General features: G+C 67.9%; 27 protein-coding genes. 3 read left to right on the forward strand and 24 right to left on the reverse strand.

Going from position 1 to position 26,885, the window contains the following annotated elements:
- Positions 1-30: 30 nt before the first annotated feature.
- Positions 31-2,316: a coiled-coil domain-containing protein gene (locus E2493_RS18525; RefSeq protein ID WP_135089875.1), complete on the forward strand. Its 2,286-nt coding sequence runs from the start codon at positions 31-33 to the stop codon at positions 2,314-2,316.
- Positions 2,317-2,451: 135 nt separating this feature from the next.
- Here the strand turns inward: E2493_RS18525 and E2493_RS18530 are convergent, their stop codons facing one another.
- The 18 genes from E2493_RS18530 to ndhC all read right to left on the reverse strand — a co-directional run bounded on the left by E2493_RS18530 (position 2,452) and on the right by ndhC (position 20,614).
- Entirely contained in the window at positions 2,452-2,712 is a 261-nt protein-coding gene (locus E2493_RS18530) for a DUF1467 family protein (protein ID WP_135089877.1), read from the reverse strand.
- Between the two features lie 4 nt (positions 2,713-2,716).
- Positions 2,717-4,354 carry a ribonuclease J gene (locus E2493_RS18535; protein WP_135089879.1) on the reverse strand — a complete coding sequence of 546 codons (1,638 nt, stop codon included), beginning with the start codon at positions 4,352-4,354 and terminating at the stop codon, positions 2,717-2,719.
- Positions 4,355-4,459: 105 nt separating this feature from the next.
- The gene (locus E2493_RS18540; RefSeq protein WP_135089881.1) at positions 4,460-5,245 is read right to left on the reverse strand and encodes a type III pantothenate kinase; all 786 of its coding nucleotides are present in this window, start codon (positions 5,243-5,245) and stop codon (positions 4,460-4,462) included.
- Positions 5,246-5,291: 46 nt separating this feature from the next.
- Positions 5,292-5,993, reverse strand: a complete 702-nt coding sequence (locus tag E2493_RS18545; RefSeq protein WP_135089883.1) for a biotin--[acetyl-CoA-carboxylase] ligase — start codon at positions 5,991-5,993, stop codon at positions 5,292-5,294.
- Positions 5,994-6,050: 57 nt separating this feature from the next.
- Positions 6,051-7,487 carry an NADH-quinone oxidoreductase subunit NuoN gene (gene nuoN / locus E2493_RS18550; protein WP_135089885.1) on the reverse strand — a complete coding sequence of 479 codons (1,437 nt, stop codon included), beginning with the start codon at positions 7,485-7,487 and terminating at the stop codon, positions 6,051-6,053.
- Positions 7,487-9,025 (reverse strand): NADH-quinone oxidoreductase subunit M, encoded by a 1,539-nt coding sequence (locus E2493_RS18555; protein WP_135089887.1) that lies wholly within the window; start codon positions 9,023-9,025, stop codon positions 7,487-7,489. Before E2493_RS18555 ends, nuoN begins: the two co-directional genes overlap by 1 nt.
- Complete coding sequence (nuoL, locus tag E2493_RS18560) at positions 9,022-11,040, reverse strand: NADH-quinone oxidoreductase subunit L (RefSeq protein ID WP_404828340.1); 2,019 nt, start codon at positions 11,038-11,040, stop codon at positions 9,022-9,024. Before nuoL ends, E2493_RS18555 begins: the two co-directional genes overlap by 4 nt.
- Before the next feature lie 70 nt (positions 11,041-11,110).
- A complete protein-coding gene (gene nuoK / locus E2493_RS18565) occupies positions 11,111-11,416 on the reverse strand; it encodes an NADH-quinone oxidoreductase subunit NuoK (RefSeq protein ID WP_135089891.1) in 306 nt (101 codons plus the stop codon).
- Entirely contained in the window at positions 11,413-12,021 is a 609-nt protein-coding gene (locus tag E2493_RS18570) for an NADH-quinone oxidoreductase subunit J (RefSeq protein ID WP_135089892.1), read from the reverse strand. The genes nuoK and E2493_RS18570 overlap by 4 nt, the downstream gene beginning before the upstream one ends.
- Positions 12,022-12,053: 32 nt before the next feature.
- Positions 12,054-12,536: an NADH-quinone oxidoreductase subunit NuoI gene (nuoI, locus tag E2493_RS18575; protein WP_135089894.1), complete on the reverse strand. Its 483-nt coding sequence runs from the start codon at positions 12,534-12,536 to the stop codon at positions 12,054-12,056.
- Positions 12,533-13,696, reverse strand: coding sequence for an NADH-quinone oxidoreductase subunit NuoH (gene nuoH / locus E2493_RS18580; RefSeq protein ID WP_135089896.1), 1,164 nt, complete (start codon positions 13,694-13,696; stop codon positions 12,533-12,535). Before nuoH ends, nuoI begins: the two co-directional genes overlap by 4 nt.
- A gap of 104 nt (positions 13,697-13,800) precedes the next feature.
- Complete coding sequence (gene nuoG / locus E2493_RS18585) at positions 13,801-15,810, reverse strand: NADH-quinone oxidoreductase subunit NuoG (RefSeq protein ID WP_135089898.1); 2,010 nt, start codon at positions 15,808-15,810, stop codon at positions 13,801-13,803.
- Between the two features lie 2 nt (positions 15,811-15,812).
- Positions 15,813-17,117, reverse strand: a complete 1,305-nt coding sequence (gene nuoF, locus E2493_RS18590; RefSeq protein WP_191993024.1) for an NADH-quinone oxidoreductase subunit NuoF — start codon at positions 17,115-17,117, stop codon at positions 15,813-15,815.
- A complete protein-coding gene (gene nuoE / locus E2493_RS18595; RefSeq protein WP_135089900.1) occupies positions 17,114-17,788 on the reverse strand; it encodes an NADH-quinone oxidoreductase subunit NuoE in 675 nt (224 codons plus the stop codon). Before nuoE ends, nuoF begins: the two co-directional genes overlap by 4 nt.
- Complete coding sequence (locus E2493_RS18600) at positions 17,788-19,002, reverse strand: NADH-quinone oxidoreductase subunit D (protein ID WP_191993026.1); 1,215 nt, start codon at positions 19,000-19,002, stop codon at positions 17,788-17,790. Before E2493_RS18600 ends, nuoE begins: the two co-directional genes overlap by 1 nt.
- Before the next feature lie 17 nt (positions 19,003-19,019).
- A complete protein-coding gene (locus E2493_RS18605; RefSeq protein WP_135089903.1) occupies positions 19,020-19,685 on the reverse strand; it encodes an NADH-quinone oxidoreductase subunit C in 666 nt (221 codons plus the stop codon).
- 6 nt (positions 19,686-19,691) lie between these two features.
- Positions 19,692-20,246: a NuoB/complex I 20 kDa subunit family protein gene (locus E2493_RS18610; protein WP_135089904.1), complete on the reverse strand. Its 555-nt coding sequence runs from the start codon at positions 20,244-20,246 to the stop codon at positions 19,692-19,694.
- Complete coding sequence (ndhC, locus tag E2493_RS18615; RefSeq protein WP_135089906.1) at positions 20,237-20,614, reverse strand: NADH-quinone oxidoreductase subunit A; 378 nt, start codon at positions 20,612-20,614, stop codon at positions 20,237-20,239. The genes E2493_RS18610 and ndhC overlap by 10 nt, the downstream gene beginning before the upstream one ends.
- A 238-nt stretch (positions 20,615-20,852) precedes the next feature.
- On the opposite strand from ndhC, the gene E2493_RS18620 reads away from it, so the two are divergent.
- Complete coding sequence (locus E2493_RS18620; protein WP_135089908.1) at positions 20,853-21,326, forward strand: YbjN domain-containing protein; 474 nt, start codon at positions 20,853-20,855, stop codon at positions 21,324-21,326.
- Between the two features lie 60 nt (positions 21,327-21,386).
- Here the strand turns inward: E2493_RS18620 and E2493_RS18625 are convergent, their stop codons facing one another.
- From E2493_RS18625 to E2493_RS18635, 3 genes are all read right to left on the reverse strand, one after another.
- Positions 21,387-22,205 (reverse strand): inositol monophosphatase family protein, encoded by an 819-nt coding sequence (locus E2493_RS18625; protein WP_135089910.1) that lies wholly within the window; start codon positions 22,203-22,205, stop codon positions 21,387-21,389.
- A 145-nt stretch (positions 22,206-22,350) separates the two neighbouring features.
- On the reverse strand, positions 22,351-22,914 hold the full coding sequence (efp, locus tag E2493_RS18630) for an elongation factor P (protein WP_135089912.1): 564 nt from the start codon (positions 22,912-22,914) through the stop codon (positions 22,351-22,353).
- A 36-nt stretch (positions 22,915-22,950) separates the two neighbouring features.
- On the reverse strand, positions 22,951-23,571 hold the full coding sequence (locus tag E2493_RS18635; protein WP_135089914.1) for a M23 family metallopeptidase: 621 nt from the start codon (positions 23,569-23,571) through the stop codon (positions 22,951-22,953).
- 56 nt (positions 23,572-23,627) lie between these two features.
- Here E2493_RS18635 and E2493_RS18640 point away from each other — a divergent pair, with 56 nt between their 5' ends.
- Complete coding sequence (locus tag E2493_RS18640; RefSeq protein WP_135089916.1) at positions 23,628-24,380, forward strand: DUF72 domain-containing protein; 753 nt, start codon at positions 23,628-23,630, stop codon at positions 24,378-24,380.
- Between the two features lie 26 nt (positions 24,381-24,406).
- Here E2493_RS18640 and E2493_RS18645 read toward each other — a convergent pair whose 3' ends face one another.
- The 3 genes from E2493_RS18645 to E2493_RS18655 form a co-directional block, all read right to left on the reverse strand.
- The gene (locus E2493_RS18645; protein WP_135089918.1) at positions 24,407-25,423 is read right to left on the reverse strand and encodes a hypothetical protein; all 1,017 of its coding nucleotides are present in this window, start codon (positions 25,421-25,423) and stop codon (positions 24,407-24,409) included.
- Positions 25,424-25,504: 81 nt separating this feature from the next.
- Positions 25,505-26,188 carry a thiamine phosphate synthase gene (thiE, locus tag E2493_RS18650; protein ID WP_135089920.1) on the reverse strand — a complete coding sequence of 228 codons (684 nt, stop codon included), beginning with the start codon at positions 26,186-26,188 and terminating at the stop codon, positions 25,505-25,507.
- A complete protein-coding gene (locus E2493_RS18655) occupies positions 26,185-26,817 on the reverse strand; it encodes a class I SAM-dependent methyltransferase (protein WP_135089922.1) in 633 nt (210 codons plus the stop codon). The genes thiE and E2493_RS18655 overlap by 4 nt, the downstream gene beginning before the upstream one ends.
- Between the last annotated feature and the right edge of the window lie 68 nt (positions 26,818-26,885).

Below are 26,885 nucleotides of genomic sequence, written 5' to 3' on the forward strand. Positions count from 1 at the left end.
AGCGCCGCGAATGATGGTAAACAAGGGCCTATGACGGGGGCAGAACGAGCGGAAGCGCAGCCGGACGCCGGCACGGGCGAAACCTCCCAGACGGCGAATGCCGACTGGATCGGCACGGCCGCCGATCCCGCCGCGTCCGCGCCCGCGGAGAAACGGGGCGGCAGCGCGGGCGTGCGGCTCTTCGGCGTCTTTCTCGTCCTGCTGGCGCTCGCCTGGACCGGCGCGATGGCCTGGACGGCCTGGACGCAGCGCCCCGCCGATCTGCACGGCATCGTCACCACCATCGCGGTGCTGAGCGGACCGCTCGTCCTCATCGTCCTGCTCTGGGTCTGGCTCGGGCGCACGCCGCGCCGCGAGGCCGAGCGCTTCACCCGCGCCGTCGCCGACATGAGGGCCGAGAGCAATGCGCTGGAAAGCGTGCTGTCGATCGTCTCGACCCGCATCGAGGAGAATCACGCGCGGCTTCGCGGCGAGGCCGAAAGGCTGATGTCGCTGGGCGACGAAGCTTCGGACCGGCTCGGCCGCGTCACCCATTATCTTTCCAAGGAGACCGCCTCGCTCGACCGCAAGGCCGCCGCGCTGGATGCGGCCGCCGCCGCCGCCAAGGTCGACATCGGCGTGCTGCTCCACGATCTGCCGCGGGCCGAGGAGCAGGCGCGCGGCGTCGCCGAGGCGATGAAGGAAGCGGGGCTGACCGCCCACACCCAGGCCGGCGCGCTCGAGGCGCAGCTGGCGGCGCTCTCCGCCCGGGCCCGCGAGGCGGACGAGCAGCTCGGCGGCGCCGCCCAGCGCCTCTCGGCGCACGTCGCCAGGGTCGAAACCGGCAGCGCCGCGGCGACGGCGAGCATGGAGGAAGCCTCCGCCGCCATGACCGGCGCGGTCGACGGCGCGATGGCGCGCGCCACCGATGCGCTGGAAGCGGCCCGCACCGGCCTCGACGCGCAGGGCGCCGCCTTGCTCGCCGCGATCGAGCAGAGCCAGGCCGCGCTCGACCGGGCCGGCGAGGATTCGGCGCGCAACCTTTCCAAGCGGCTCGATCTGATCGCCCAGAAGGTCGAGGGGCTGGCCGGCCACCTCGCCGCGCAGGACGCCGCCAGCCACGCGCTCGTCACCGGCCTCTCCAAGGAGCTTTCCGAGCTCGACGAATGGTTCGCGCGGCTCGGCCGCACCGGCGGCGAGCAGAGCGAGAAGCTCGGCGCCGCGGTCCAGGCGGTGCGCGACAGCACCAGCGCCCTCATCGCCGAGATCGACGGCGGCAAGGCCGGCAGCGAGGCGCTGATCGGCAGCGCCCGCGAGATGACCGAAGGCCTGACTGCGGTCGCCGCGCAGCTCAACCAGGAGCTGCCGGCCGCGCTCGCCCGGGTCGAGGCCCAGGCCGGCGCGACCCGCGAAGCGGCGGGCAAGCTCACGCCGGTGGTGTTCGAGATCGAGGCTTCGACCGGTACGGTCGTCAGCCGCATCGCCGAGGCCGAGGCGACGATCGTCCGCCAGCGCCGGGCGATCGAGGATCTGCTCGCCCGCATCGAAGAGGGGTCGACCGGCGCCGAGCAGAAACTGTCGGCGCTCGGCGAAGCCGCGAACGCGGCCCGCGACGCCGCCGGGCGCATCGCCGCCGAGACGGGTCCGGAGCTGGTCGAGGCCCTGGTCCGGGTCCGCGAGACCGCCAATCAGGCGGCCGAGCGCGCCCGCGATGCGATCGCCGGCGTCATTCCGTCGAGCGCCGCGGCGCTCGGCGAGGCCGGCCGCGAGGCCCTGACCAACGCCATCGCCGGTACGGTCGAGCGCCAGATGGCCGAGCTCGCCCAGGTCTCGGAGCGCGCGGTCGGCACCGCCCGCGCCGCTTCCGAGCGGCTGACCCGCCAGCTGGTCGTGCTCGGCGAGACCGCGGCCGCGATCGAGGACAAGATCGAGGAGGGCCGCAAGGAGCGCGAGGAGAAGGACAGCGAGAATTTCTCGCGGCGCGTCGCCCTGCTCATCGAGTCGCTCAACTCGACGGCGATCGACGTCACCAAGATCCTGTCGAACGACGTCACCGACAGCGCCTGGGCAGCCTATCTCAAGGGCGATCGCGGCGTCTTCACCCGCCGCGCCGTCCGGCTGCTCGACGCGACCGAGGCCCGCGAGATCGCCCGTCACTACGACGAGGAAGCCGAGTTCCGCGATCAGGTGAACCGCTACATCCACGATTTCGAGGCGATGCTGCGCCGCATCCTCGCCGACCGGGACGGCTCGCCGCTCGGCGTCACCATCCTCTCCAGCGACATGGGCAAGCTCTACGTCGCCCTCGCCCAGGCGATCGACCGCATCCGAAAGTAGCCTCCCGACACGTCATCCCGGCGGAGGCCGGGATCTCGGGTCGGAAAAGCACCTCGGTGTATGGAAGACGGTAGCGCGAACTCACGCCGGGACCTGGCGTTCGCCGGGGTGATCAGACGCGCGAAGCGCGCCTGATCAGTTCAGCCAGTCGAGGTCCTCGGCGGAGATCCAGCCGAAGACGTAATTGGCGAAGAACAGGCCGAACAGGATCGCCGAGAGGATTGTCGCGCGCAGCGCCACCATGCCGATCTCGAAGCGGTGCGGCGCACTCTCGGCATGGCCGGGCGCGCTCCTCTCCCCCTCCTCCTCGGCGGTGCGGACGCCGAACGGCAGCACCAGGAACAGGCTCATCGTCCAGAACAGGACGTAGATGGCGAGGATTGAGCTCCAGCGCATCGCGTCAGATCCGCACGATCAGGACGTCGACGACCGGCTTCTTGCCAGTCCATTCGGTGGCGCAGCGGCGCACCGCGAGGCGGATCTGCTCGCGAAGCTTGTCCTCGCTCTGCGCGCCCTTGCCGGCCGCCGAGGAGGCTGCCGCACAGGCTTCCTCGAGGAACGCCTCGCGATCCTCCTCCACCGGTATGCCCTCCAGCGCGATCTCGACGTCGCCGCGGACGCGATCGTCGTCATCCATCGCCAGGGCCACCGAGATCACGCCCTGGAAGCTGATCTTGCGCCGCTCGTTCATCGTGCTGCCGTCGGCGGTGAGGATGACGTCGCCGTCGAGGACGAGCCGCCCGACCCTCTCCTCGCCGAGCTTGCGCGGGCCGTCGGGCGCGAGGCGCACGAGATCGCCATTGGTCTGGACGATGCCGCGCGGCACGCCCTGCGACCGGGCGAAGCGGTCCTGCTCGACCATGTGCCGCATCTCGCCGTGCACCGGCACGATGATCTCCGGCCGGATCCATTTGTACATGGCGGCGAGCTCGGGACGGCCCGGGTGGCCGGAGACGTGGACGTTGGCCTGGCGGTCGGTGATCATGCGGATGCCGCGGCCGGCCAGCTCGTTCTGGATGCGGCCGATCTGGATCTCGTTGCCGGGGATCTGCTTGGACGAGAAGACGACGAGATCTCCTTCGGTCAGCTTCAGCTTGTGCTGGTCGAAGGCGATGCGGGCGAGCGCCGCGCGCGCCTCGCCCTGGCCGCCGGTGGCGATGATCATCACGTCGCGGCGGGGAAGCTGCATCGCCTCGTCGAAGTCGATCGTCTCGGGGAAATCGGTGAGATAGCCGACGCTGCGCGCGACGCGCAGGATGCGGTCGAGCGAGCGGCCGGCGACGCACACCTTGCGGCCGGTGTCCTGCGCGACCTTGCCGAGCGTGCTGAGCCGCGCCGCATTGGAGGCGAAGGTGGTGACCAGCACCCGGCCCTCGGCCGCGGCGATGACCTCGTCGAGGCCCTTGCGCACTTCCTCTTCCGACCCCGACGCTTCCTCCTGGAAGACGTTGGTCGAATCGCAGACCAAAGCGAGGATGCCCTCGTCGCCGACCTTGATCAGCTGCTCGGCGTCGGCCGGGTCGCCGATCTGCGGGAATTCGTCGAGCTTCCAGTCGCCGGTATGGAAGATCTTGCCGTAAGGCGTGTCGATCAGCAGCGCATTGCCTTCGGGAATCGAATGGGCGAGCGGCACGAAGCGGAAGCCGAACGGCCCCAATTGCATCGTCCCGCCGATGTCGATCACCTCGACCTTCACCTCCTTGGTAAGCCCCTCCTCCTGGAGCTTCTCGGCGATCAGCCCGGCGGTGAACGGCGTCGCGTAGAGCGGCACGCCGAGATCGGCCGCCATATAGGGAATGGCGCCGATATGATCCTCGTGGCCGTGGGTCAGCACGACGCCGAGCAGGTCCTTGCGCCGGTCCTCGATGAACGAGAGATCGGGCAGCACGAGGTCGATGCCGGGATAAAAGGGATCGCCGAAGGTCATCCCGAGATCGACCATGATCCACTTGCCGTCGCAGCCGTAGAGATTGACGTTCATGCCGATCTCGCCGGAGCCGCCGAGGGCGAGGAAGAGGAGTTCTTTACCGGGTTTCATCTGTCTGGCTTTCGGGTGCGATGCAGGGCGAAAGCGGCACGGCCGCATTCGTTCCGGCAGAGAGGATAAGAGCGTAAGCGAGCGCCCCCGCCCGGTCGCGGATCGTCACGAAGCGCCGACGCTCCGCTTCCACAGCAGGGAGAGGCCCTGGATGGTGAGGTCAGGCTCGATCTCGTCGAAGACCTGGGTATGGCGGTCGAACAAGCTGGCGAGACCGCCGGTCGAGATCACCTTCACCGGGCGGCCGATCTCGGCCTTCATCCGGGCGACCAGACCTTCGATCATCGAGACATAGCCCCAGTATATGCCGATGTGCATCTGGTCCTCGGTCGTGCGGCCGATCACCGAGAGGTTGTCGCGCGGCGCCTCGATCGCGATGCGCGGCAGCTTGGCGGCGGCCGTGACCAGCGCGTCGAGCGACAGGTTGATCCCGGGCGCGATGATCCCGCCCTTGTAGGCGCCGGTATAATCGACGACGTCGAAGGTCGCGGCGGTGCCGAAATCGATGACGATCAGATCGCCCTCGTGCAGCGCGTGCGCCGCGATCGCGTCGAGTACCCGGTCCGCCCCGACGCTCGCCGGCTCGGCGACGTCGAGCTCGATCCCCCAATCGGCCGGCGACACGCCGGCGACCAGCGGCTCGACGCCGAAATATTTGGTGGCGAGCACCTCCAGATTGTGCAGCGCGCGCGGAACGACGGTTCCGATGATCACCGCGTCGACGACGTCGCGCGGCAGATCCTGCAGGGCGATCAATTGATGGAGCCAGACTGCATATTCGTCCGCTGTCCGGCGGGGATCGGTCGCGATCCGCCAGCGGGCGCGGACCACCCCGTCCTCGAGCAAGGCGAAGACGATATTGGTGTTCCCGGCATCGATGGCGAGCAGCATGGCCGGGCTTTAGCGGCCACCGTAACGAATGGCGAGAAGAACCGCCTCAGAGCAGGAACACGTCGCCCGCGTGGATCAGCCGCACCGCCCCGTCGGCCGTGCGCAGGCGCAGCGCGCCGCTCTCGTCGAGGCCGTCGAACAGGCCGTTGCCCTCGCTGGTCGACAGAGCGGTGCCGCGGGGATGGGCGGCGGCGAGCCAGGCCTCGCGCACCGGCCCCAGGCCGTGGCTCCGCCACGTCGCCAGCCGGCGCGCGAACGCCTCGGCGAGCGCCTCGCAGAAGACCGCCGGCTCGGGCGCCTGTCCGCCGACGGCGGCGAGGCTGGTCGCCGGCCGCTCGATATCGTCGGGATGGTGCGCGAGATTGACGCCGAAGCCGATCACCACCGCGTCCCCCGCCCGCTCGAGCAGGATTCCGGCGAGCTTGGCCGGTCCGGCGAGCAGGTCGTTCGGCCATTTGATCCGGATCGCCGCGCCGGGCGCGAACAAGGACGTCGTTTCGTGCAGCGCAACCGCGGCCACCAGGGCGAGGGACGGCGCCGCCGGATCGCCGGGACGGACCCGCACGAGGGTGCTGGCGTAGAGATTGCCCTCGGGCGAGCGCCACGCCCTGCCCTGCCGCCCCTTGCCGCCGCTCTGCCGCTCGGCGCGCAGCCAGAAGCCCTCGGCCGCGCCCGCCGCCGCGAGCGCCGCCAAATCGTCGTTGGTCGAGCCGGTCTCCCGGACCGTGCGGATGTCGACGTTCGCCATCGGCTCGCCCTCAGCAGCGCCGGCGGCGCGGGGATGGCGCGAAAGCCACCCCCGGGCTCAGAACAAGGCGCTGGCTGCGTTCGCCGCGAGCGGCTGGATCAGCGGAATGGCGAGATAGCCGAGCGGCGAGACGAACAGCGCCGCGGCTGCGATCAGCACCGTCTGCGGCACGTCGTGCGAACGGGCGTAAGCCGGCGCCGGCTCGTCGAAGTACATCGTCTTGATGATCTTTAGATAATAATAAGCGCTGATCGCCGAGGTCGCGATGCCGACCGCCGCCAGCCAGGTGAGATCGGCCCGCACCGCGGCATCGAACACCAGGAACTTCGGCCAGAAGCCGAACAGCGGCGGAATGCCGGCGAGGCTGAACATGAACATCGCCATCGCCGCCGCGAGGCCGGGCCGGGTCCGCGACAGGCCGGAGAGCGAGGCGATCGTCTCGACCGGTCGGTCCGCCTCGTCGCGCATGCGCAGCACGACCAGGAACGAGCCCAGGGTCATCACCACATAGACGGCCATGTAGAAGAGGATCGCGGCGACGCCTTCGCGATTGGCGGCGGCGAGGCCGATCAGGATGAAGCCGACATTGTTGATCGACGAATACGCGAGCAGCCGCTTGATGTTGGGCTGGCCGATCGCCGCGACGCCGCCGAGAATGGTCGAGGCGAGCGCCATGAAGATCACGATCTGGCGCCACTCGAACGTCGCCGGGCCCATGCCCTCGATCGCCAGGCGGGTCAGCAGGGCAATGGCCGCGACCTTCGGGGCCGAGGCGAAGAAGGCCGTGACCGGCGTCGGCGCGCCCTCGTAGACGTCGGGAGTCCACATGTGGAACGGCACGGCCGAGACCTTGAAGGCGATGCCGGCGAGGACGAAGACCAGGCCGAACAGCTCGCCGGCCGAGACGCCGTCGGTGCCCAGCGCCACGGCGATGTCGCCGAACAGGGTCGATCCGGTGAAGCCGTAGAGCAGCGACACGCCGTAGAGCAGGATGCCCGAGGCGAGCGCGCCGAGGACGAAATATTTGAGGCCCGCTTCGGCCGAGCGGTTGTCGGTCCGCTGGAACGAGGCGAGGACATAGGCCGAGAGGCTCTGCAGCTCGAGGCCGACGTAGAGGGTGAGCAGGTCTCCGGCGGAGACCATCATCCCCATGCCGACGCTGGAGAGCAGGATCAGCACCGGATATTCGGCGCGATAATCGCCGTCGCGGCTGAACCAGCCGGTCGCGGCGACCAGCCCGATGGCGGCGGCGATGTAGACCAGGATCTTCGAGAAGGCCGCGAAGCTGTCGGCGACGAACAGGCCGTCGAAAGCGACGCCGCCGGCATCGCGGATCCCGGGCACGAACACGGCGGCCGCGATCAGCACCGCGATCGCGATCCAGGTGATCGCCCGGGCACTCCGGTCGCCGCCGTAAGCGGCGACCATCATCAGCGCGATCGCGCCGACGGTGAGAATGATCTCAGGCAGAGTGAGCGCAAGCGACTCGCCCATCAGTGATGCGCTCCTTCAGCGGCAGTGACGTGGGCCGCCGCGGCGGCCGGTGCATGTGCGGACTTGGCGAGGCGGGAATCGCTCGCCGGGGCGGCGCGCTCGATTCGCGCCATCAGGACGTCGACGTCCTTGCGCATCGGCGCGAGGAAGCTCTCCGGATAGATGCCCATCCACAGGACGACGAGCGCGATCGTGCCGAGGCTGACCAGCTCGCGGCCGTTCAGGTCGGGCATCGCCGCCGCGTCCGCGTTCCGGCTCGTGCCGTAGGCGACGCGCCAGTAGAGATAGAGCATGTAGGCGGCGCCGAGAATGATGCCGGTGGTGGCGATCGCGCCGACCAGGCTGTGCGCCTTGTAGGCGCCGATCAGGCTCAGGAACTCGCCGACGAAGCCGCCGGTACCGGGCAGGCCGACCGAGGCCATGGTGAACAGCAGGAACAGCACCGCATAGGCCGGCATGTTGTTCGAAAGGCCGCCGTAGCGCTCGATCTCGCGGGTGTGCAGGCGATCGTAGATCACGCCGACGCAGAGGAAGAGCGCGCCCGAGACGAGGCCGTGGCTGAGCATGACGACCAGCGCCCCTTCGATGCCCTGGCGGTTGAACGCGAAGATGCCGATCGTCACGAACGCCATGTGGGCGACGGACGAATAAGCGATCAGCTTCTTCATGTCCTTCTGCACCAAAGCGACCAGCGACGTGTAGACGATCGCGACGAGGCTGAGCCCCATCACCAGCCAGAACAGCTGGGCCGAGGCGTCCGGGAACATCGGCAGCGAGAAGCGGACGAAACCGTAGCCGCCGAGCTTCAGCAGCACGCCGGCGAGGATCACCGAGCCGGCGGTCGGCGCCTGGACGTGCGCGTCCGGAAGCCAGGTGTGGACCGGCCACATCGGCATCTTCACCGCGAACGAGGCGAAGAAGGCGAGCCACAGCCAGAATTGCGCCTGGCGCGGGAAATCGGTGGTCAGCAGCTTCGGAATCTCGGTGGTGCCGGCGTAGTTCACCATCCACAGCATCGCGACCAGCATCAGCAGCGAGCCGACCAGGGTGTAGAGGAAGAACTTGTACGACGCGTAGATCCGGTTCGCGCCGCCCCAGATGCCGATGATCAGGAACATCGGGATCAGGCCAGCCTCGAAGAAGATGTAGAAGAGGAAGATGTCCTGCGCCATGAAGACGCCGATCATCATCGTCTCCATCACCAGGAACGCGGCCATATATTCCTGGACGCGCTTCTCGATCGAGCTCCAGCTGGCGAGGATGCAGATCGGCATCAGGAACACCGAGAGCAGCGTCAGCATCAGGGCGATGCCGTCGATGCCCAGCGCCCAGGCGAAGCGCGAGAACAGGGGCTGATATTCGACGAACTGCCATTGCGGCCCGCCGATATCGTAATTGAGCCACAGGATTATGCCGAGCACGAGATCGGCCAGCGTGGCCGCCAGCGCGATCCACCGCGCCCCGTTCGCCGAGACGAACAGGCAGAGGATGGCGGCGACGACGGGCACCGCCAGCATCAGCGAAAGGATGCCGGTCATCGAGTCATCGCCCAGGTCGCGGCGGCGGCGATGCCGAGCAGCATCACCAGCGCATAGGTGTAGAGATAGCCGGTCTGGAGACGGGCGGTGAGCACATTGCCCCCGCGCACCAGAGCGGCGGCGCCGTTGGGACCGAAGCGGTCGATCGTGGCCTCGTCGCCCTTCTTCCAGAAGATGCGGCCGAGCACGACGGCGGGCCTCACGAACAGCACGTCATAAGCCTCGTCGAAGAACCATTTGTTGTAGAGGAAGCGATAGAGCACGCCCCATTGGGCGGTGAACCGGCCCGGGATCGAGGTGTCGCGGATATAGGCGAACCAGGCGATCACGAAGCCGAGGATCATTACCGCGGCCGGGGAGAGTTTCACCCACAGCGGCACGACGTCCGGCTCATGGAGCGAATGCATGAAGTGGGCGTCGAACGCGATGCTGCCGCCCCAGAAGTGCGCCCCTTCCTCGGCGCCGATGAACGCCTCGTGGAAGACGAAACCGGCGAAGACCGCGCCGAGCGACAGCACGCCCAACGGAACCAGCATGGTCCACGGGCTCTCGTGCGGGTGATAGCCGCCGGTGCCTTCCTTGACCTCGTGCGCCGAGGCCTCGTGCGGACGGGTGTCGTGGCCGGCGCTCTCCGCCGCGGGATCGTCATGGTGCGGATCGGGATCGTGGAGCGCGTGCTGGATGTGCTCGGACTGGATCCACCGCGGCTTGCCGAAGAAGGTCAGGAAGACCAGGCGCCAGCTGTAGAAGCTGGTCAGAAGCGCGGCGACGATGCCGACGACGAACGCGATGCCGCCGGCCGTGGTGCCGCTGGCGAAGGCGCTCTCGATGATCGCGTCCTTCGAGAAGAAGCCGGCGAAGCCGAAGCTCGGCAGGCCCGCGACCTGGATGATGCCGACGCCGGTGATCGCCAGCGTGCCGAGCGTCATCGCGGTGAAGGTCAGCGGGATGTGCTTCCTGAGGCCGCCGTAGAAGCGCATGTCCTGCTCGTGGTGCATGGCATGGATCACCGAGCCGGCGCCGAGGAACAGCAGGGCCTTGAAGAAGGCGTGGGTGAACAGGTGGAACATCGCCGCGCCATAGGCGCCGACGCCGGCCGCGAAGAACATGTAGCCCAGTTGCGAGCAGGTCGAATACGCGATCACCCGCTTGATGTCGTTCTGCACCGTGCCGACCGTCGCCGCGAAGATCGCGGTGGCCGCGCCGACGAAGGTGACGACGGCGAGCGCGGTGTCGCTCTGCTCGAACAAAGGCGAGAGGCGGCAGACCATGAACACGCCGGCGGTGACCATGGTCGCGGCGTGGATCAGCGCCGAGACCGGGGTCGGGCCCTCCATCGCGTCCGGCAGCCAGGTGTGGAGGCCGAGCTGCGCCGATTTGCCCATCGCGCCGATGAACAGCAGGATGCAGATCAGCGTCAGAGTGTCGACGCGCATGCCGAGGAAGCCGATCGTCGATCCGCCCATGCCCGGCGCCGCGGCCAGGATCTCGGGGATCGAGACGGTGCCGAACACCAGGAACGCGGCGAAGATGCCGAGGCTGAAGCCGAAATCGCCGACGCGGTTGACGATGAACGCCTTCATCGCCGCGGCGTTGGCCGAAGGCTTGTGGTACCAGAAACCGATCAGCAGGTAGGAGGCGAGGCCCACGCCTTCCCAGCCGAAGAACATCTGGACGAGGTTGTCTGCCGTCACCAGCATCAGCATCGCGAAGGTGAACAGCGAGAGATAGGCGAAGAAGCGGGGCTGCGACGGGTCCTCCGCCATATAGCCCCAGCTGTAGAGGTGGACGAGCGCCGAGACGGTCGTCACCACCACCAACATCACCGAGGTCAGCGCGTCGACGCGCAGCGCCCAGTCGACCTGGAGGTCGCCCGAGTGGATCCAGGCGAGCACCGGGTGCACGCCGGCCTGGGCGGTGCCGGCCATGAAGTCGAGGAAGATCGGCCAGGCGAGCGCGCAGGACGCGAACAGCGCGGCCGTGGTGACGAGCTTCGCGGCGAAATTGCCGATCATGCGGTTGCCGAGGCCCGCCACGATCGCGGCGAGCAAAGGCAGGAAGACGAGGAGCTGGACGGTCAAGGGATCAGCCCTTCATCTGGTTGATGTCGTCGACCGCGATCGTGCCGCGGCCGCGGAAATAGATGACGAGGATGGCCAGGCCGATCGCCGCCTCGCCCGCGGCGACGGTGAGCACGAACATCGCGAACACCTGGCCGACCATGTCGCCGAGGAAGGCGGAGAAGGCGACGAGGTTGATGTTCACCGACAGCAGGATCAGCTCGATCGCCATCAGGATGACGATCACGTTCTTGCGGTTGATGAAGATGCCGAACACGCCGAGCACGAACAGGATCGCGCCGACGGCGAGATAATGCCCCAAACCGATCACAGCTCGACTCCCTGCCCGACGCCCGGGTTCATGTTGACGACGGCGTCCTCCGGCCGGCGGCGCACCTGGTGCGAGACGTTCTGCGGGCGAAGGTCGCTGCGGCGGCGGTGGGTGAGCACGATTGCGCCGATCATCGCGACGAGCAGGACAAGCCCGGCCGCCTCAAAGATGTAGAGGTAGCGGCCGTAGAGCGCGCGGCCGAGCAACTCGATGTTCGGCACGCCCTGCGCGGCCGGCGAGGCCTTGGCGGCGACCACCGTGCCGGCGTTCCAGGCCATCACCGCGAAGACGATCTCGGCGAGCAGGATCAGCGCCAGGATCGAGGCGAACGGCCAGTAGCGCGCGATGCCGGAGCGCAGCTCGGCGAAATCGATGTCGAGCATCATCACGACGAACAGGAACAGCACCGCGACGGCACCGACGTAGACGATCACGAGCAGCATCGCGATGAACTCGGCCCCGAGGATGAGGAAGAGCCCGGCGGCGTTGAAGAAGGCGAGGATGAGCCAGAGCACGCTGTGCACCGGGTTCCTGGCGCCGATCGTCATCACCCCGCTGGCGATCACGATCGCCGCGAACAGGTAAAAGGCGAAGGCTTGGATCACGTTTCTGTCGGCCTTTCGGATTCGGCGGCGGATTAGCGGTAGGGGGCGTCGGCGGCAAGGTTCGCGGCCAAGGCCCGCTCCCACTTGTCGCCGTTCTCGAGAAGCTTCGCCTTGTCGTAGAGAAGCTCCGCGCGATCCTCGACCGCGAACTCGAAATTCGGCCCTTCGACGATCGCGTCGACCGGGCAGGCTTCCTGGCAAAGGCCGCAATAGATGCACTTCACCATGTCGATGTCGTAGCGCGTCGTACGGCGGCTGCCGTCCTCGCGCGGCTCGGCCTCGATCGTGATCGCCAGCGCCGGGCAGACCGCCTCGCAGAGCTTGCACGCGATGCAGCGTTCCTCGCCGTTCGGATAGCGGCGGAGGGCGTGCTCGCCGCGGAAGCGCGGGCTGATCGGGTTCTTCTCGAACGGGTAGTTGATCGTCGCCTTGGGCTTGAAGAAATACTTCAAGGTCAGCCAGTGCGCCTTCACGAACTCCCAGAGCGTGAACGACTTGATGTAGTGGGCGATCATTGGTGGGCTCCAGCCGCGCGGTCGCGGCCCGTGAGGTTGGGCATCTGGCTCCGGCAGGACGGCATGAAGCGGTCGGCCTCGTCGTCGGTGCGGACCGAGGCGAGCTCGGTCGTGCCCACCGGGCATTGCTCCTTGGTGACCAAAAGATAGCCGGAGACCAGGAACACCCAGAGCAGCGACACCGGCAGGAAGATCTTCCAGCCGAGGCGCATCAGCTGATCGTAGCGGAAGCGCGGGACGGTCGCCTTCACCCAGCTGAACACGAAGAAGAACAGGAAGATCTTGGCGAAGAACCAGATGATGCCGGGGACGAGGTAGAGCGGCGCCCAGTCGATCGGCGGCAGCCAGCCGCCCCAGAACAGCACCGCCGTCATGCCGCACATCAGCAGCACGTTGCCATATTCGCCGAGCCAGAAAAGCGCGAAGCTCATCGAGCTGTATTCGGTCTGGTAGCCGGCGACGAGCTCCGATTCCGCCTCGGTGAGGTCGAACGGCGCGCGCGCCGTCTCCGCCATCGCCGAGATCAGGAAGATGATCGACATCGGGAAGAGCAGCGGATTGAAGGCGAAGCCGTTCAGGAAGAAGACGTGGCTGCGCTGGGCCTCGATGATGCCGGACAGGTTGAACGTGCCCGACCACAGGATCACCGAGATCAGCACGAAGCCGACCGAGACCTCGTAGCTCACCATCTGCGCCGCGGCGCGAAGGGCCGAGTAGAACGGGTATTTGGAGTTGGACGCCCAGCCGGCGATGATCACGCCGTAGACGCCCAGCGACGAGACCGCGAGCAGGTAGAGCAGGCCGACGTTGATGTCGGCCAGCACCATGCCGTCGCCGAACGGCACCACCGCCCAGCCGATCAACGCCACCGTGAAGGTGAGGATCGGCGCGATGATGAACAGGCCCCGGTTGGCGCCCGACGGGATGATCGTCTCCTTGAGGAAGACCTTGAGACCGTCGGCGAAGCTCTGCAGCAGGCCGAACGGTCCGACGACGTTCGGGCCGCGGCGCAGCGCCATCGCCGCCCAGATCTTGCGATCGGCGTAGATGATCATCGCCACCGCCAGCATCAGCGGCAGCGCGATCATCAGGATCAGGATCAGGGTCGCGACGAACCAGCCGAAGCCGTAGCCGAGAGTCCCCTGGAACCATTCAGTCATGTCTTACTCCGTCATCCCGGCGAAGGCCGGGATCTCAGGACGAGAAGTCTCGGCGGGCTCCACGAGACCCCGGCTTTCGCCGGGGTGACGCGATTTCGATTCGATCATTCCGCGGCCTCCTCGAAGACCTGGCCGTGGAGGATCTCGGCCGAGCAGCGCTGCAGCGTCGGAGACGCGCGAGCGATCGGGTTGGTGAGGTAGAAGTCCTCGATCGGATAGACGATCGCGCCGGAGACCTGCGGCGTTCCGCCGGCCGGCGCCGCAGGCGCCGGGAAGACGGTGAGGCCGGCCTCGCCAAGGTGCGGGAAGTCGGCCCGGATCGCGGCGCGCAGCTGCGAGAGATCGTCGAACGGCAGCGTCTTGCCGAGCGCGTCGGACAGCGCCCGGAGGATCGTCCAGTCCTCGCGCGCTTCCCCCGGCGGGTGGACGGCGAATTCGGAGAATTGCACCCGGCCTTCGAGGTTCACGTAGGTGCCGTGCTTCTCGGTGTAGGCGGCGCCCGGCAGGATCACGTCGGCATGGGCGACGCCGCGGTCGCCGTGCGTGCCGATGTAGACCGTGAACGTGTCGGCGAAGGCGGAGGTGTCCATCTCGTCGACGCCGAGCAGGAACAGCGCCTTCAGCTCCCCTGCCCGCCTCGCGATCGCCTCGACGCCGCCGTCGGTGGCGAAGCCGATGTCGAGCGCGCCGACGCGCGAGGCGGCGGTGTGGAGCAGGCTGAAGCTGGCGCCGAGCGAGGCGGCCGCGGCGCGCGCGGCCTCGTAGGCGCCGTCATGGACGAGCGCGCCCATGCCGACGATCACCGCGGCATTCTCCTTGTCGGCGAAGGCGTCGCGAAGGGCCTCCGGCAGATTGCCGAGCGCGGCGAGATCGGCGCCGAGATCGGTGACCGGATAGGTGAGATCGACCGGCGGGCCGATCCGGAAGACCTTTGCGCCGCGCTTCACCGCCTTGCGGATCCGCGTGTTGACCAGCGGCGCTTCCCAGCGCGGGTTGCTGCCGATCAGCAGGATCGCCGGTGCCGTCTCCAGCCCCGCGATCGTCGCGTTGAAGCGGTAGGCGGCGGGGCTCGACACGTCGAACTTCGCATTGTCCTGGCGGCTCTCGTGCAGGCTCGAGCCATAAGCGCGGAGCAGCGCCTTCAGCGCATAGATCGATTCCAGATCCTGAAGATCGCCGGCGATGCCCGCGACCTGGTCGCCGCTCGCGCCCTGCAGCCGGGCGGCGATCGCCTCGAACGCCTCCGCCCAGGTCGCCGGCTGGAGCTTGCCCTCGCGGCGGACCCACGGCCGGTCGAGCCGGCGGCGGACCAGGCCGTCGACGGCGTGGCGGGTCTTGTCGTGCGCCCACTCCTCGTTGACGTCCTCGTTGATGCGCGGAAGGGCGCGCATCACCTCGCGGAAGCGATGGTCGATGCGGATGTTGGTGCCGACCGCGTCCATCACGTCGATGCCCGGGATCTTGCGCAGCTCCCAGGGACGCGCCTCGAAGCTGTACGGCTTGGAGACGAGCGCGCCGACCGGGCAGAGATCGACGACGTTGCCGGACAGCTCGGACGTGACCGCGCCTTCCAGATAGGACGTGATCTGCATGTTCTCGCCGCGTCCGATCGCGCCGATCTCCTCGGTGCCGGCGACTTCCTCGGCGAAACGGATGCAGCGCGTGCACTGGATGCAGCGGGTCATGATCGTCTTCACGACCGGACCCATGTACTTCTCGGTGACCGCGCGCTTGTTCTCGTGGAAGCGCGAATGGCCGCGGCCGTAGGCGATCGACTGGTCCTGCAGGTCGCACTCGCCGCCCTGGTCGCAGATCGGGCAGTCGAGCGGATGGTTGATCAGCAGGAACTCCATCACGCCTTCGCGCGCCTTCTTCACGGCGGGCGTCATCGTCGAGATTTCCTGGCCGTCGGCGGCCGGCAGCGCGCACGACGCCTGCGGCTTGGGCGGCCCGGGCTTCACCTCGACGAGGCACATCCGGCAATTGCCCGCGATGGTCAGGCGCTCGTGATAGCAGAAGCGCGGGATTTCCTTCCCGGCGAGCTCGCACGCCTGCAGGACGGTCGCGCCCTGCGGAACCTCGATCTCGACACCGTCTACCTTGACTGTGGGCATGATTACTCCGCGGCCTCCAACTGGCCGGACTGCTTGTCACGAATGCGGCGCTCGAGCTCCGGCCGGAAGTGCCGGATCAGGCCCTGGATCGGCCAGGCCGCCGCGTCGCCCAGGGCGCAGATGGTGTGGCCCTCGACCTGCTTGGTGACGTCCCAGAGATCGTCGATCTCGTCGACCGTGGCGTTGCCCTCGACGAGCCGCTCCATCACCCGCCACATCCAGCCGGTGCCCTCGCGGCACGGCGTGCACTGGCCGCAGCTCTCGTGCTTGTAGAAATAGGAGAGGCGGGCGATCGCGCGGACGACGTCGGTCGACTTGTCCATGACGATCACGGCGGCGGTACCGAGGCCCGATTTCAGGTCGCGCAGCGCGTCGAAGTCCATCGGCGCGTCCATGATCTCGGCCGCCGGCACCAGTGGGACCGACGAGCCGCCCGGGATCACCGCGAGGAGATTGTCCCAGCCGCCGCGGATACCGCCGGCGTGGCGGTCGATCAGCTCGCGGAACGGGATCGACATCGATTCCTCGACCACGCACGGCTTGTTCACATGGCCGGAGATCTGGAAGAGCTTGGTGCCCTCGTTCTTCTCGCGGCCGAAGCTCTTGAACCAGGCGGCGCCGCGGCGAAGGATCGTCGGCGTGACCGCGATCGACTCGACGTTGTTGACCGTGGTTGGGCAGCCGTAGAGGCCGGCGCCGGCCGGGAACGGTGGCTTGAGGCGCGGCTGGCCCTTCTTGCCCTCCAGGCTCTCGAGCATCGCGGTCTCTTCGCCGCAGATATAGGCCCCTGCCCCGCGGTGGACGAAGACGTCGAAATCGTAGCCGGAGCCGGCGGCGTTCTTGCCGAGCAGGCCGGCGTCATAGGCCTGCTGGACGGCGGCGAAGAGCGTCTCCGCCTCGCGGATGAACTCGCCGCGGATATAGATATAGGCGGCGCGCGCCCGCATCGCGAAACCGGCGATCAGCGCGCCCTCGATCAATTTGTGCGGATCGTGGCGGATGATCTCGCGGTCTTTGCACGAACCCGGCTCGGATTCGTCGGCGTTGATCACCAGGAAGTTGGGCCGGCCCGGAGTCGGGTTCTTCGGCATGAAGCTCCACTTCATGCCGGTCGGGAAGCCGGCGCCGCCGCGGCCGCGCAGGCCCGAAGCCTTGATCTCGTCGATGATCGCGTCCTGGCCGATCTCCATCAGCTTCCGGGTGTTGTCCCAGTCGCCGCGCGCCTGCGCCGCCTTCAGCCCCCAGTCCTGGAAGCCGTAGAGGTTGGTGAAGATGCGGTCCTTGTCCGCCAGCGGATTGATCGTCACTCCGCTTTCTCCCGGTAATCGTGGTTCTCGTGGACCATTTCCTTGAGCGTCGTCGGCCCGCCCAGCGGCTCGCTGGTGCGGCGGTCGACGCCCTGCGGACCCGGCTTCGGAGTCTCGCCGCGGGCGAGCGCCTCCAGCAGGGCGGTGGTCGTCTCGAAGGTCAGGTCCTCGTAATTGTCGTCGTTGATCTGGACCATCGGCGCATTGGCGCAGGCGCCCATGCACTCGACCTCGTTGAGGGTGAACAGCCCGTCCTCGGTGGTGTGGCCCTTCTGCAGCCCCTTCGCCTTGCAGGCGGCGAAGACGTCGTCCGACCCGCGCAGCATGCACGGCGTCGTGCCGCACACCTGGACGTGGTAGCGGCCGACCGGGCGCAGGTTGAACATCGTGTAGAAGGTCGCGACCTCGTAGGCCCGGATGTAGGGCATATCGAGATATTTGGCGACGAACTCGATCACCGGCACCGGCAGCCAGCCCTGCGTGTTCGTCTCGGCGCCGACCTGGCGCTGGGCAAGATCGAGCAACGGGATGATCGCGCTGTACTGGCGCCCCGGCGGGTAGCGGCCGACGACCGTCTTCGCCTTGTCCGCATTTTCCGCGGTCCAGGCGAATCCGCCCCAGCGGGCACGAAGCGCGTCGATGTCGATCGCGGTGGGAAGGATGTCGGCCATCAGCGGTCGATCTCCCCGAACACGATGTCGAGCGAGCCGAGGATGGCGGTGACGTCGGCGAGCATGTGGCCCTTGGTCATGAAATCCATTGCTTGGAGGTGGCTGAAGCCGGTCGGGCGGATCTTGACCCGGTACGGCTTGTTGGTGCCGTCGGCGACGAGATAGATGCCGAACTCGCCCTTGGGGCTCTCGGTGGCGACATAGACCTCGCCCGCCGGCACGTGGAAGCCCTCGGTGTAGAGCTTGAAGTGATGGATCAGCGCTTCCATCGACTGCTTCATCTCGGCGCGCTTCGGCGGCACGACCTTGCGGTCGAGCGAGGCGATCGGGCCTTCCGGGATGTCGCGGATGCACTGCTTCATGATCCGCACCGACTGGCGGACCTCCTCGACCCGGACCATCATCCGGTCGTAGCAATCGCCCCGGGTCCCGACCGGAACGTCGAACTCGACGCGGTCATAGGCGTCGTAGGGCTGCGCCTTGCGGATGTCCCAGGGAATGCCGGCGGCGCGGATCATCGGCCCGGAGAAGCCCCAGGCCAGCGCATCCTCCTTCGAGACGATCGAGATGTCGACGTTGCGCTGCTTGAAGATGCGGTTGTCGGCGACGAGGCTGATCGCGTCCTCGAAGATCGGCATCAGGCTCTTGTCGAGCCAGGCGTCGACCTCTTCCAGGAAGCCGGCCGGCACGTCCTGGTGGACGCCGCCGGGGCGGAAGTAATTGGCGTGCATCCGCGCGCCGGACGCCCGCTCGTAGAAGTTCATGATGTCTTCGCGCGGCTCGAACAGCCACAGGTTCGGCGTCATCGCGCCGACGTCCATGATGTGGCTGCCGATGTTGAGCAGGTGGTTGGACACCCGGGTCAGCTCGGCGAAGAAGGTCCTGAGATACTGGGCGCGGAGCGGCACCTCGAGCCCGAGCAGTTTCTCGATGGCGAGGACGTAGCTGTGCTCCATGCACATCGGCGAGACGTAATCGAGCCGGTCCATGTAGGGGATCGACTGGATGTAGGTCTTGTACTCGCAGAACTTCTCGGTGCCGCGGTGCAGCAGGCCGACGTGCGGATCGACGCGCTCGACGATCTCGCCGTCGAGCTCGAGCACCAGGCGGAGCACGCCGTGCGCCGCCGGGTGCTGCGGGCCGAAATTGATCGTGTAGTTCGCGATCTTGCTCTCGGTCGCGCCGGAACGGGCGACCTGCGTCTCGGAGCTCATGTCCGGGGAGGCGATGGTCATTTCTTGATCTCGTCGGCCTTGAGCGGTGTCGGAGCGCCGGGCGCCTCGGGCGCGGCGGCCTTCTCGTCACCGGGCAGGATGTAGGCGGCGCCTTCCCACGGGCTCAGGAAATCGAAGGCGCGGAAGTCCTGCGGCAGGCGCACCGGCTCGTAGACGACCCTTTTCTGCTCCTCGGAATAGCGCAGCTCGACATAGCCGGAGAGCGGGAAATCCTTGCGGAACGGGTGGCCGCGGAAGCCATAGTCGGTCAGGATCCGGCGCAGGTCCTCATTGCCGTCGAAGATCACGCCGTAGAGATCGAACACCTCGCGCTCGAGCCAGCCGGCGACCGGCCAGACCGAGGTGACCGACGGCACCGGCGCCTCCTCGTCGGTGGTGACGCGCAGCCGGATGCGGTGGTTCCGCGTCACCGAGAGGAGGTGGTAGACGACGTCGAACCTCTCCTCGCGGCTCGGATAATCGCAGCCGGCGATCTCCATCAGCTGCTGGTATTCGAAGCGGTCGCGCAGCGTCTCGCACGCCTCGACGATGCGCTGGCGCGCGATCGTGAGGTTCACTTCCTGCACGGCTTCCTCGGCGTGGAGGAGGGCATCGCCGAGCGCAGCCTTCACTTCTTCGATGAGGCCTTCGCGCGGGGCGATCCTGGGAGCGGAGTTGTTCATGGCTTCTCAGCGCTCGATCGTGCCGACGCGGCGGATCTTCCGCTGCAGCTGCATGACGCCGTAGAGCAAGGCCTCGGCGGTGGGCGGGCAGCCCGGGACGTAGATGTCGACCGGCACGATGCGGTCGCAGCCGCGCACCACCGAATAGCCGTAATGGTAATAGCCGCCGCCGTTGGCGCAGCTGCCCATCGAGATGACGTAGCGAGGCTCCGACATCTGGTCGTAGACCCGGCGCAGAGCCGGCGCCATCTTGTTGCAGAGCGTGCCGGCGACGATCATCACGTCGGACTGGCGCGGGGACGCGCGCGGCGCGACGCCGAAGCGCTCGAGATCGTAGCGCGGCATGTTGGCGTGGATCATCTCCACGGCGCAGCAGGCCAGGCCGAAGGTCATCCACCACAGGGACCCTGTGCGGGCCCATTGGAACAGATCCTCGGTCGAGGTGACGAGGAAACCCTTGTCGGAGACTTCCGACTGCAGGTCGTTGAAGAACTTCGGGTCCGGCTGCTGGAGATCGGCCGGGCGGACGTTCTCGTGGCGCGGGTCGAGGATCACTCCCATTCGAGCGCTCCCTTCTTCCAGGCGTAGACGAAGCCGAGGGTGAGCTCGGCGAGGAAGATCATCATCGCGACCCAGCCGGCGACGCCGATCGCCCCGAGCGACACCGCCCAGGGGAAGAGGAACGCGGCTTCGAGATCGAAGATGATGAACAGGATGGCGACCAGGTAGAAGCGGACGTCGAACTGGGCGCGGCTGTCCTCGAAGGCGGGGAAGCCGCACTCATATTCGGCGAGCTTGTCCGCATAGGGGTTGCTCGCGCCGGTCAGCTTGGCGACCATCATCGGCAGCACGACGAAGCTGAGCGACAGCGCCAGGGCGACGCCGAGGAACAGCAGGATGGGCAGATAATCGGCGGCGGTGGACGCCATCGAGACTCTCCAGGGGGCTAGGTTGTGGCGGCTTCTAGGACAGGGAAACCGTCACCGCAACTGCTGAGCACGGCCCCTCGAAAACGTACGGCAAGGACGAAGGATGCCGTTGATTTCACGGGCGGTTTTCAGGCGCGGCGAGGCGCCGGCGGCGGCCCACGGCGCCCGTGCGAGGCGCCGGCGTTGACAGGGCCGCTCCAGGGAAGCAGCTTCGCGGCTTTGGGGGAGGAGACACTTCATGGGCGCCAGACTTGCAGGGTTGATGCTTTTGGGGCTGGCGATGGCCGCGCCCGCCGGGGCGCAGATGGTGAAAGCGCAGGATCCTGCAGGGGTCGCCGCCGCGATGAAGGCCGCCGGCTTCACCGCCGAGCTGGGCGAGGACGCTCAGGGCGAGCCGATGATCAGCAGCGAGCACAAGGGCACCGCGTTCAAGGTGCTGTTCTACAATTGCACCAACAAGCGCAATTGCGCGACGATCCAGTTCCACTCCGGCTACGACGTCGCGTCGGCCGTGTCGCTCGAGACGATCAACAACTGGAACAGGACGCAACGCTTCGGCCGCGCCTTCATCGACAACGTCGGCGATCCGATCCTGCAGATGGACCTCGACCTCGACGACGGCGGCGTCTCGCCCGCATTGTTCGCCGACAATCTCGAATTCTGGACCAGCGTCATCGGCCAGTTCGAGAAGCACATCGGCTTCACCAAATGAGCGCGGCACGGCCCGCCGCCTGAGGCGCGGGGCGGAAGCAGCGCTCCCGCCCCTTCCGGGTCAGGCCCTCAGCGCACCGCCGACCAGGCGGTGCAGCTTGGAATGAAGCTGGTCGTTGGCGGCGAGGATCTGCCCCTTGGCGATGCCCGCCTCGCTGCCGCGGAAATCGGTGACGAAGCCGCCCGCCTCGCGGACGAGCAGCAGCCCGGCGGCGAGGTCCCAATATTGCAGGTCCTCTTCCCAGAAGCCGTCGAACCGCCCGGCGGCGACCCAGGCGAGATCGAGCGCGGCCGAGCCGTTGCGGCGGATGCCGGCGACGCTCGGCGCCACCGCCTCGAGGATGCGCTGGAAGCGCGGCAGCTGGCCGTGGCCGAAGTAGGGAATGCCGGTGGCGATCAGCGAGTCCGCCAGGTCGCGCCGCGACGAGACGCGCAGGCGGCGCTCGTTCAGCCAGCTGCCCCTGCCCTTCTCGGCCCAGAAGCTCTCGTCGGTGAGCGGCTGGTAGACCAGCGCCTGGGTGATCTCCGGGCGCCCGCCCGCGCCGCGCGGGTCCTCGACTGCGATCGAGATCGCGAAATGCGGGATGCCGTGCAGGAAGTTCGAGGTGCCGTCGATCGGGTCGACGATGAAACGCGGCTTGTCGGGATCCCCCTCGACCGATCCGCCCTCCTCGAGCAGCAGCCCCCAGTCGGGGCGGGCATGGCGAAGCTCCTCGACGATCGTCTGCTCGGCGCGCTTGTCGGCCATCGAGACGAAGTCGGCCGGCCCCTTGCGGCTGACCTGGAGCTGCTCGACCTCGCCGAAATCGCGCCGCAGCCGCGGCGCGGCCTTGCGGGCTGCGCGCTGCATGACGGTGATGAGGCCGGAATGGGAAACCATGGATTGTGCCTTTTGGTAAATCTCCTCTCCCCTTCAGGGGGAGAGGCCGGGAGAGGGGGAGTCTGAGAAACGCTCGGCGACCGAGATCGACTCCCCTCTCCTTGCTCGCTGCGCCCGCCTTCCTCTCCCCTGAAAGCGAGAGGATTTAGTCCGCGCGGCGGATGTAGGTCTGCTCGTAGACGTCGACGACGATGCGCGTGCCGGAGCTGATGTGCGGCGGCACCATCACGCGGACGCCGTTGTCGAGGATTGCCGGCTTGTAGGAGGAGGAGGCGGTCTGCCCCTTCACCACGGCATCGGCCTCGACGATCGTCGCCTCGATCTGGTCGGGCAGCTGCACGCTGATCGGCCGCTCGTTGTAGAGCTCCATGACGACGTCCATGCCGTCCTGCAGGAAGGCGGCCGGCTCGCCGATCAGGTCGCGCGGCAGCTGCACCTGCTCGTAATTTTCCTTGTCCATGAACACCAGGTCGTCGCCCTCGGCATAGAGGAACTGGAAATCCTTGGTGTCGAGGCGGACGCGCTCCACCGTCTCGGCCGAGCGGAAGCGGACGTTGTTCTTGCGGCCGTCGATGAGGTTCTTCATCTCGACCTGCATGTAGGCGCCGCCCTTGCCCGGCTGGGTGTGCTGAATCTTCACGGCGCGCCAGATGCCGCCTTCATATTCGATGATGTTGCCGGGACGAATGTCCACGCCGCTGATCTTCATGCTTGTCTCACAGGTTGGAAAAGAGCCGCGGCGGCTTTAGCGGCGGGCCCCGCTTCCCGCAAGCAGCGGGTAGGGGTTGATCGGGGTGCCTTCGTGCCAGTCCTCGCCCTCCGCCATGCGGTTGATCGCGAAATGGAGATGTGGCCCGGCGGGATTGGCGTTGCCCGTCGATCCGACCGTGCCGATCGCGTCACCCTGCTTCACTGCCTGGCCTTCGTGGAGGCCAGGGGCATAGGCCTGGAGATGGGCGTAATAGAAGGTCCATTTCCTGTCCGGCGAGCGGACGTAGGCGGTGATCCCGCCGCCGCCCTGACTGAAGAACAGTTTCTCGACCGTGCCGGGGGCGGAGGCGACCACCGGCGTGCCGTGCGGCGCCATGATGTCGATCGCATTGTGGACGCGGGCGCCGCCGGCGCGGGACTGGGTGTAGGTGTCGGAGAGCTGCGACGCCTTGACGCCGGCGACCGGGATGGCGAGCCCGGTGGGTCCGAGCTCCAGCTCGGGCCGCGGCGGCACGTTGGGCGGCGGCGGCGCCGCGACCGGCGCGCCGCTCCCGATCGGCCCACGGTTGAACGCGATCAGCCAGAAGGCGCTGGTGATCGCGGAGCTCAGCAAGGCGGTCACGAACACGACCGCAATCAAGGCGGAACGCTTCATCCTCTCTCCCTCTCGACGACGAAACGATTCCGCGGCCGTTCCGTTTCGAGAGGCTAATGACTCCCGATTCCACCACCGGCGAGATCCGTATCGGCTGCTCGGGCTGGATCTACCGGCACTGGCGGGAGCGCTTCTATCCGCCGAAGCTCGCCCAGCGCCTATGGTTCGATTTCTACGCCGACACGTTCGACACGGTCGAGCTCAACACCAGCTTCTACCATCTGCCCAAGGCCGACACGTTCACCAAGTGGAAGGACCAGGCGCCCGCCGGCTTTCGCTATGCGGTCAAGGCGCCGCGCTTCATAACCCATATGAAGAAGCTGAAGGACTGCGCAGAACCGGTACAGGAATTCCTCGGCCGCGCCCGCAATCTAGGAGACGCGATCGGGCCGATCCTCTATCAGCTCCCGCCGCGCTGGGCGCTCAACCGCGAACGGCTTGAAACGTTCATCGACCTGCTCCCTGGCGATCTCGACCACGTCTTCGAGTTCCGGGAGACGAGCTGGCTGACCGAGGAGGTGCTCGCCTTGCTCGACGCGCGCGGCGTCTCCTTCTGCGCCCACGACATGCCGGGCTCGGCGACCCGGCGCTGGGCGGCGGGCCCGATCGCCTATGTCCGCTTCCACGGCGGCCAGGGCAAATATTGGGGCCGCTATTCGGACGAGGGCCTGCTCGCCTGGACCGACTGGATCGTCGCGCAGGCGAAAGGCGGGCGGGACGTGTGGTGCTATTTCAACAACGATATCGACGCCCACGCCATCCACGATGCGCTGACGCTGCGCGCCATGGTCGGCCAGGCGCTGCGCTAGCGATTCGGCTCCGCCCGGCCTTGCGGTTACCGCGCGATCCCGGCCGCGATCGTCGTCTGGGCCGTGGTGATGGCGTGGAAGCGCAGCTCCAGCTCCGACAGCTTGGCGAGCAGCTCCGGCGACGCCTGCCTGGTCAGCGCCGCTGCCGTCGTCGCGGATTCGCGCTCCGCCAGGGCGGCGATGTCGTCGGCGAGCGCGAAGACCTTGGCTTCCTCGTCGAGCATGCGTCCCATGGCGGCGAGGTCGGCGCTCTCGCTCGCCGACAGGCCGCCCGCCCGGGCGCCCGCCTCCACCTCGCCCCGCTCGCGCGCGAGGTTCTTCCGGCCGGCCGCCGCCACCAGCCGGACGTCCCGCGCCAGCGCGCCGAGCTCGGTCCTGAACGAGGCCGCCACGGCCTCTTGCGGGCCGCCGCGCGAACGCAGCCATGCCGAGGCCGACGCCTTCATGCCGCGATAGATCTGGAGCAGGACGCCGAGCGCCTGGTGCGAGGACTCGCTGGTCGGGATCATCGCCTGGCGGTTGCGCATCAGCAGCCGGTTCGAATCGATCAGCAGGAAGGCGCCCTCGAGCACCTTGGGCGCCAGCCGGTCGCCGGTGGTGCGGTCCCCGATCTCCATCGCCACCATCAACCCGTCGACGTTGCCGAGGAGCTCCAGCACCTTGGCGTTCTGGTCACGCGCCTCGGAGACGATCTGCTTCGGCGTCAGGCCGGCGCCGAGATCGAGATCCGGAACCGACATGGCTGCGAGCATCGCATTGGCCTGCTCGGTCTTCCTGCGGGCGCCGGCGACGATCGCCCGGATCCTCGGACCGACTGCCTTGGCCTCGGCTGGGCTGCGAACCGCCGCGAACAGCGGCCGGATCTCGCCTAGCGCCTGCACGCCGTCGCTGGCGACGGTCATCGCCTCCGACACGGCCTCCAGCCAGGACGCGAAGGCATTCCTCTGCGCCTCGCTCAGTTCTGCCGCTTGTGTCTGCGCCGTTGCCGGTACCGCCGCCACAAGCGCCGCAGCGGCGATGGACGCCGCAATCACCCTGATCATCCTGCCCCCCGAAATCCAATGTCTCCATGGGCTTAGCCGAGAGCAAGTGGGTTTGCGAGCCCTCATCGGGCCGAACCAGCATCAGGGGGCGAGCACGTCCTCGAAAGCGGCGATCGCGGCGGCCGGGCCGCCGTCATGGCCCCAGACAGCGTTGCACACGGCCAGGAAATCGGCGCCGGCCTCGACCAGCACGCGGGCATTGGCCGGCGTGATGCCGCCGATCGCGACGCACGGTATCTCGAACAGGCGCGACCACCAGGAGAGGATCGACGGCTCCGGCCGGTGGTGCGTCTCCTTGGTCGACGTCGGAAAGAAGGCGCCGAACGCGACATAATCGGCCCCCGCTTCCCCGGCTTCCATGGCGAGATGGCGGCTGTCGTGGCAGGTGACGCCGATCTGCGCCGCCGGGCCGAGCACCGCGCGGGCGTCGCGCGGATCGCCGTCCGCCTGGCCGAGATGGACTCCGTCGGCGCCGAGCCGCTTGGCGAGGCCGACGCTGTCGTTGACGATGAAGGCGACCTCGCGGTCGCTGCAGATCCGCATCAGCGGCTCGGCGGCGCGCGCGATGGCATGCTCGTCCATGCCCTTCAGCCGGAGCTGGAAGGCCGCGACGCTGCCGCCGTCGAGCGCGGCCTTCAGCCGGTCGGCGAAGTCGCCGCCGACGTCGAGCGGCGAGATCAGATAGAGCTGGCAGGGCGCGCGCTCCTCCGGCTCGAACAGGTCGGCGAATTCGGACAGGTCGGCGTCGAGATCGTCTTCGGTCATTCGCCACCTCTGTCAGCGACGCGCGTAAGGCTCAAGCAGAGAAAGCGGTCGGGCTTGCGGCCCCTGCCCTCGCGCACCCGCGGCGCCTCGAAGCCGGCGGCGAGGGCGAGCCCGATCAGCGCGTCCGCGGCGACGCCGCGGAAGCCGTGGACGTGCCCGGGCCATTTGCGCAGCTCCTCGGGCGGCTCGAAGGCGAGCACGAGGCGCCCGCCGGGCCGGATCACCCGCGCGAGCTCTGCAAACGCGGCGGCGAGGTCGGGCCAGAAATAGAGGCTGTTGACGCTCACAGCGGCGTCGACCAAGGCGTCGGGAAGCGGCAGGCGCTCGACCGAGGCCTGGGACAGGTGGAGGCGAGCCTCACGCCGGAACCGCCGCTCTGCCCTTGCCACCGCGACGGCGGAGACGTCGACGCCGAAGACCGCTGCGTCGGTTCTCGACAGGATGTCGCGCAACAGGGCCCCGCCGCCGAAGCCGATCTCGACGATGCGCTCGCCCGTTGCGGGCGCCAGCTCGGCCAGCGCCAGCGCGTTCATGTTCCGGCTGATCCGGTCGAGCCACGGCGCGATCCACAGGCGCCCGAGGACACCCGTTGGGCGGGCGAATTGCGCTGCGAGGAAGCGGCGGAGCACTACTCCCTCTCCCCTTCAGGGGAGAGGGTCGGGGAGAGGGGGAGTCGATGAAGGACTCGGCGCCTGGA

The organism is Sphingomonas parva (ex Maeng et al. 2020), assembly GCF_004564275.1.
Taxonomy (GTDB): Bacteria; Pseudomonadota; Alphaproteobacteria; order Sphingomonadales; family Sphingomonadaceae; genus Allosphingosinicella; species Allosphingosinicella parva.

Excerpts from the sequence above, each read along its gene's own strand:
- E2493_RS18610 (WP_135089904.1), bottom strand. The coding sequence starts at position 20,246 with ATGGGAGTGATCCTCGACCCGCGCCACGAGAACGTCCGCCCGGCCGAT.
- E2493_RS18555 (WP_135089887.1), bottom strand. The coding sequence starts at position 9,025 with ATGACCGGCATCCTTTCGCTGATGCTGGCGGTGCCCGTCGTCGCCGCC.
- E2493_RS18635 (WP_135089914.1), bottom strand. The coding sequence starts at position 23,571 with ATGAAGCGTTCCGCCTTGATTGCGGTCGTGTTCGTGACCGCCTTGCTG.
- E2493_RS18645 (WP_135089918.1), bottom strand. The coding sequence starts at position 25,423 with ATGATCAGGGTGATTGCGGCGTCCATCGCCGCTGCGGCGCTTGTGGCG.
- nuoI (WP_135089894.1), bottom strand. The coding sequence starts at position 12,536 with ATGATCGCCCACTACATCAAGTCGTTCACGCTCTGGGAGTTCGTGAAG.
- nuoH (WP_135089896.1), bottom strand. The coding sequence starts at position 13,696 with ATGACTGAATGGTTCCAGGGGACTCTCGGCTACGGCTTCGGCTGGTTC.
- efp (WP_135089912.1), bottom strand. The coding sequence starts at position 22,914 with ATGAAGATCAGCGGCGTGGACATTCGTCCCGGCAACATCATCGAATAT.
- E2493_RS18535 (WP_135089879.1), bottom strand. The coding sequence starts at position 4,354 with ATGAAACCCGGTAAAGAACTCCTCTTCCTCGCCCTCGGCGGCTCCGGC.
- E2493_RS18530 (WP_135089877.1), bottom strand. The coding sequence starts at position 2,712 with ATGCGCTGGAGCTCAATCCTCGCCATCTACGTCCTGTTCTGGACGATG.
- nuoE (WP_135089900.1), bottom strand. The coding sequence starts at position 17,788 with ATGGCCGACATCCTTCCCACCGCGATCGACATCGACGCGCTTCGTGCC.
- E2493_RS18600 (WP_191993026.1), bottom strand. The coding sequence starts at position 19,002 with ATGAGCTCCGAGACGCAGGTCGCCCGTTCCGGCGCGACCGAGAGCAAG.
- E2493_RS18625 (WP_135089910.1), bottom strand. The coding sequence starts at position 22,205 with ATGGTTTCCCATTCCGGCCTCATCACCGTCATGCAGCGCGCAGCCCGC.
- nuoG (WP_135089898.1), bottom strand. The coding sequence starts at position 15,810 with ATGCCCACAGTCAAGGTAGACGGTGTCGAGATCGAGGTTCCGCAGGGC.
- E2493_RS18540 (WP_135089881.1), bottom strand. The coding sequence starts at position 5,245 with ATGCTGCTCGCCATCGATGCCGGGAACACCAATATCGTCTTCGCCTTG.
- E2493_RS18545 (WP_135089883.1), bottom strand. The coding sequence starts at position 5,993 with ATGGCGAACGTCGACATCCGCACGGTCCGGGAGACCGGCTCGACCAAC.
- thiE (WP_135089920.1), bottom strand. The coding sequence starts at position 26,188 with ATGACCGAAGACGATCTCGACGCCGACCTGTCCGAATTCGCCGACCTG.
- nuoL (WP_404828340.1), bottom strand. The coding sequence starts at position 11,040 with ATGATCGGCAATTTCGCCGCGAAGCTCGTCACCACGGCCGCGCTGTTC.
- E2493_RS18605 (WP_135089903.1), bottom strand. The coding sequence starts at position 19,685 with ATGAACAACTCCGCTCCCAGGATCGCCCCGCGCGAAGGCCTCATCGAA.
- ndhC (WP_135089906.1), bottom strand. The coding sequence starts at position 20,614 with ATGGCGTCCACCGCCGCCGATTATCTGCCCATCCTGCTGTTCCTCGGC.
- E2493_RS18640 (WP_135089916.1), top strand. The coding sequence starts at position 23,628 with ATGACTCCCGATTCCACCACCGGCGAGATCCGTATCGGCTGCTCGGGC.
- nuoN (WP_135089885.1), bottom strand. The coding sequence starts at position 7,487 with ATGGGCGAGTCGCTTGCGCTCACTCTGCCTGAGATCATTCTCACCGTC.
- E2493_RS18525 (WP_135089875.1), top strand. The coding sequence starts at position 31 with ATGACGGGGGCAGAACGAGCGGAAGCGCAGCCGGACGCCGGCACGGGC.
- E2493_RS18620 (WP_135089908.1), top strand. The coding sequence starts at position 20,853 with ATGGGCGCCAGACTTGCAGGGTTGATGCTTTTGGGGCTGGCGATGGCC.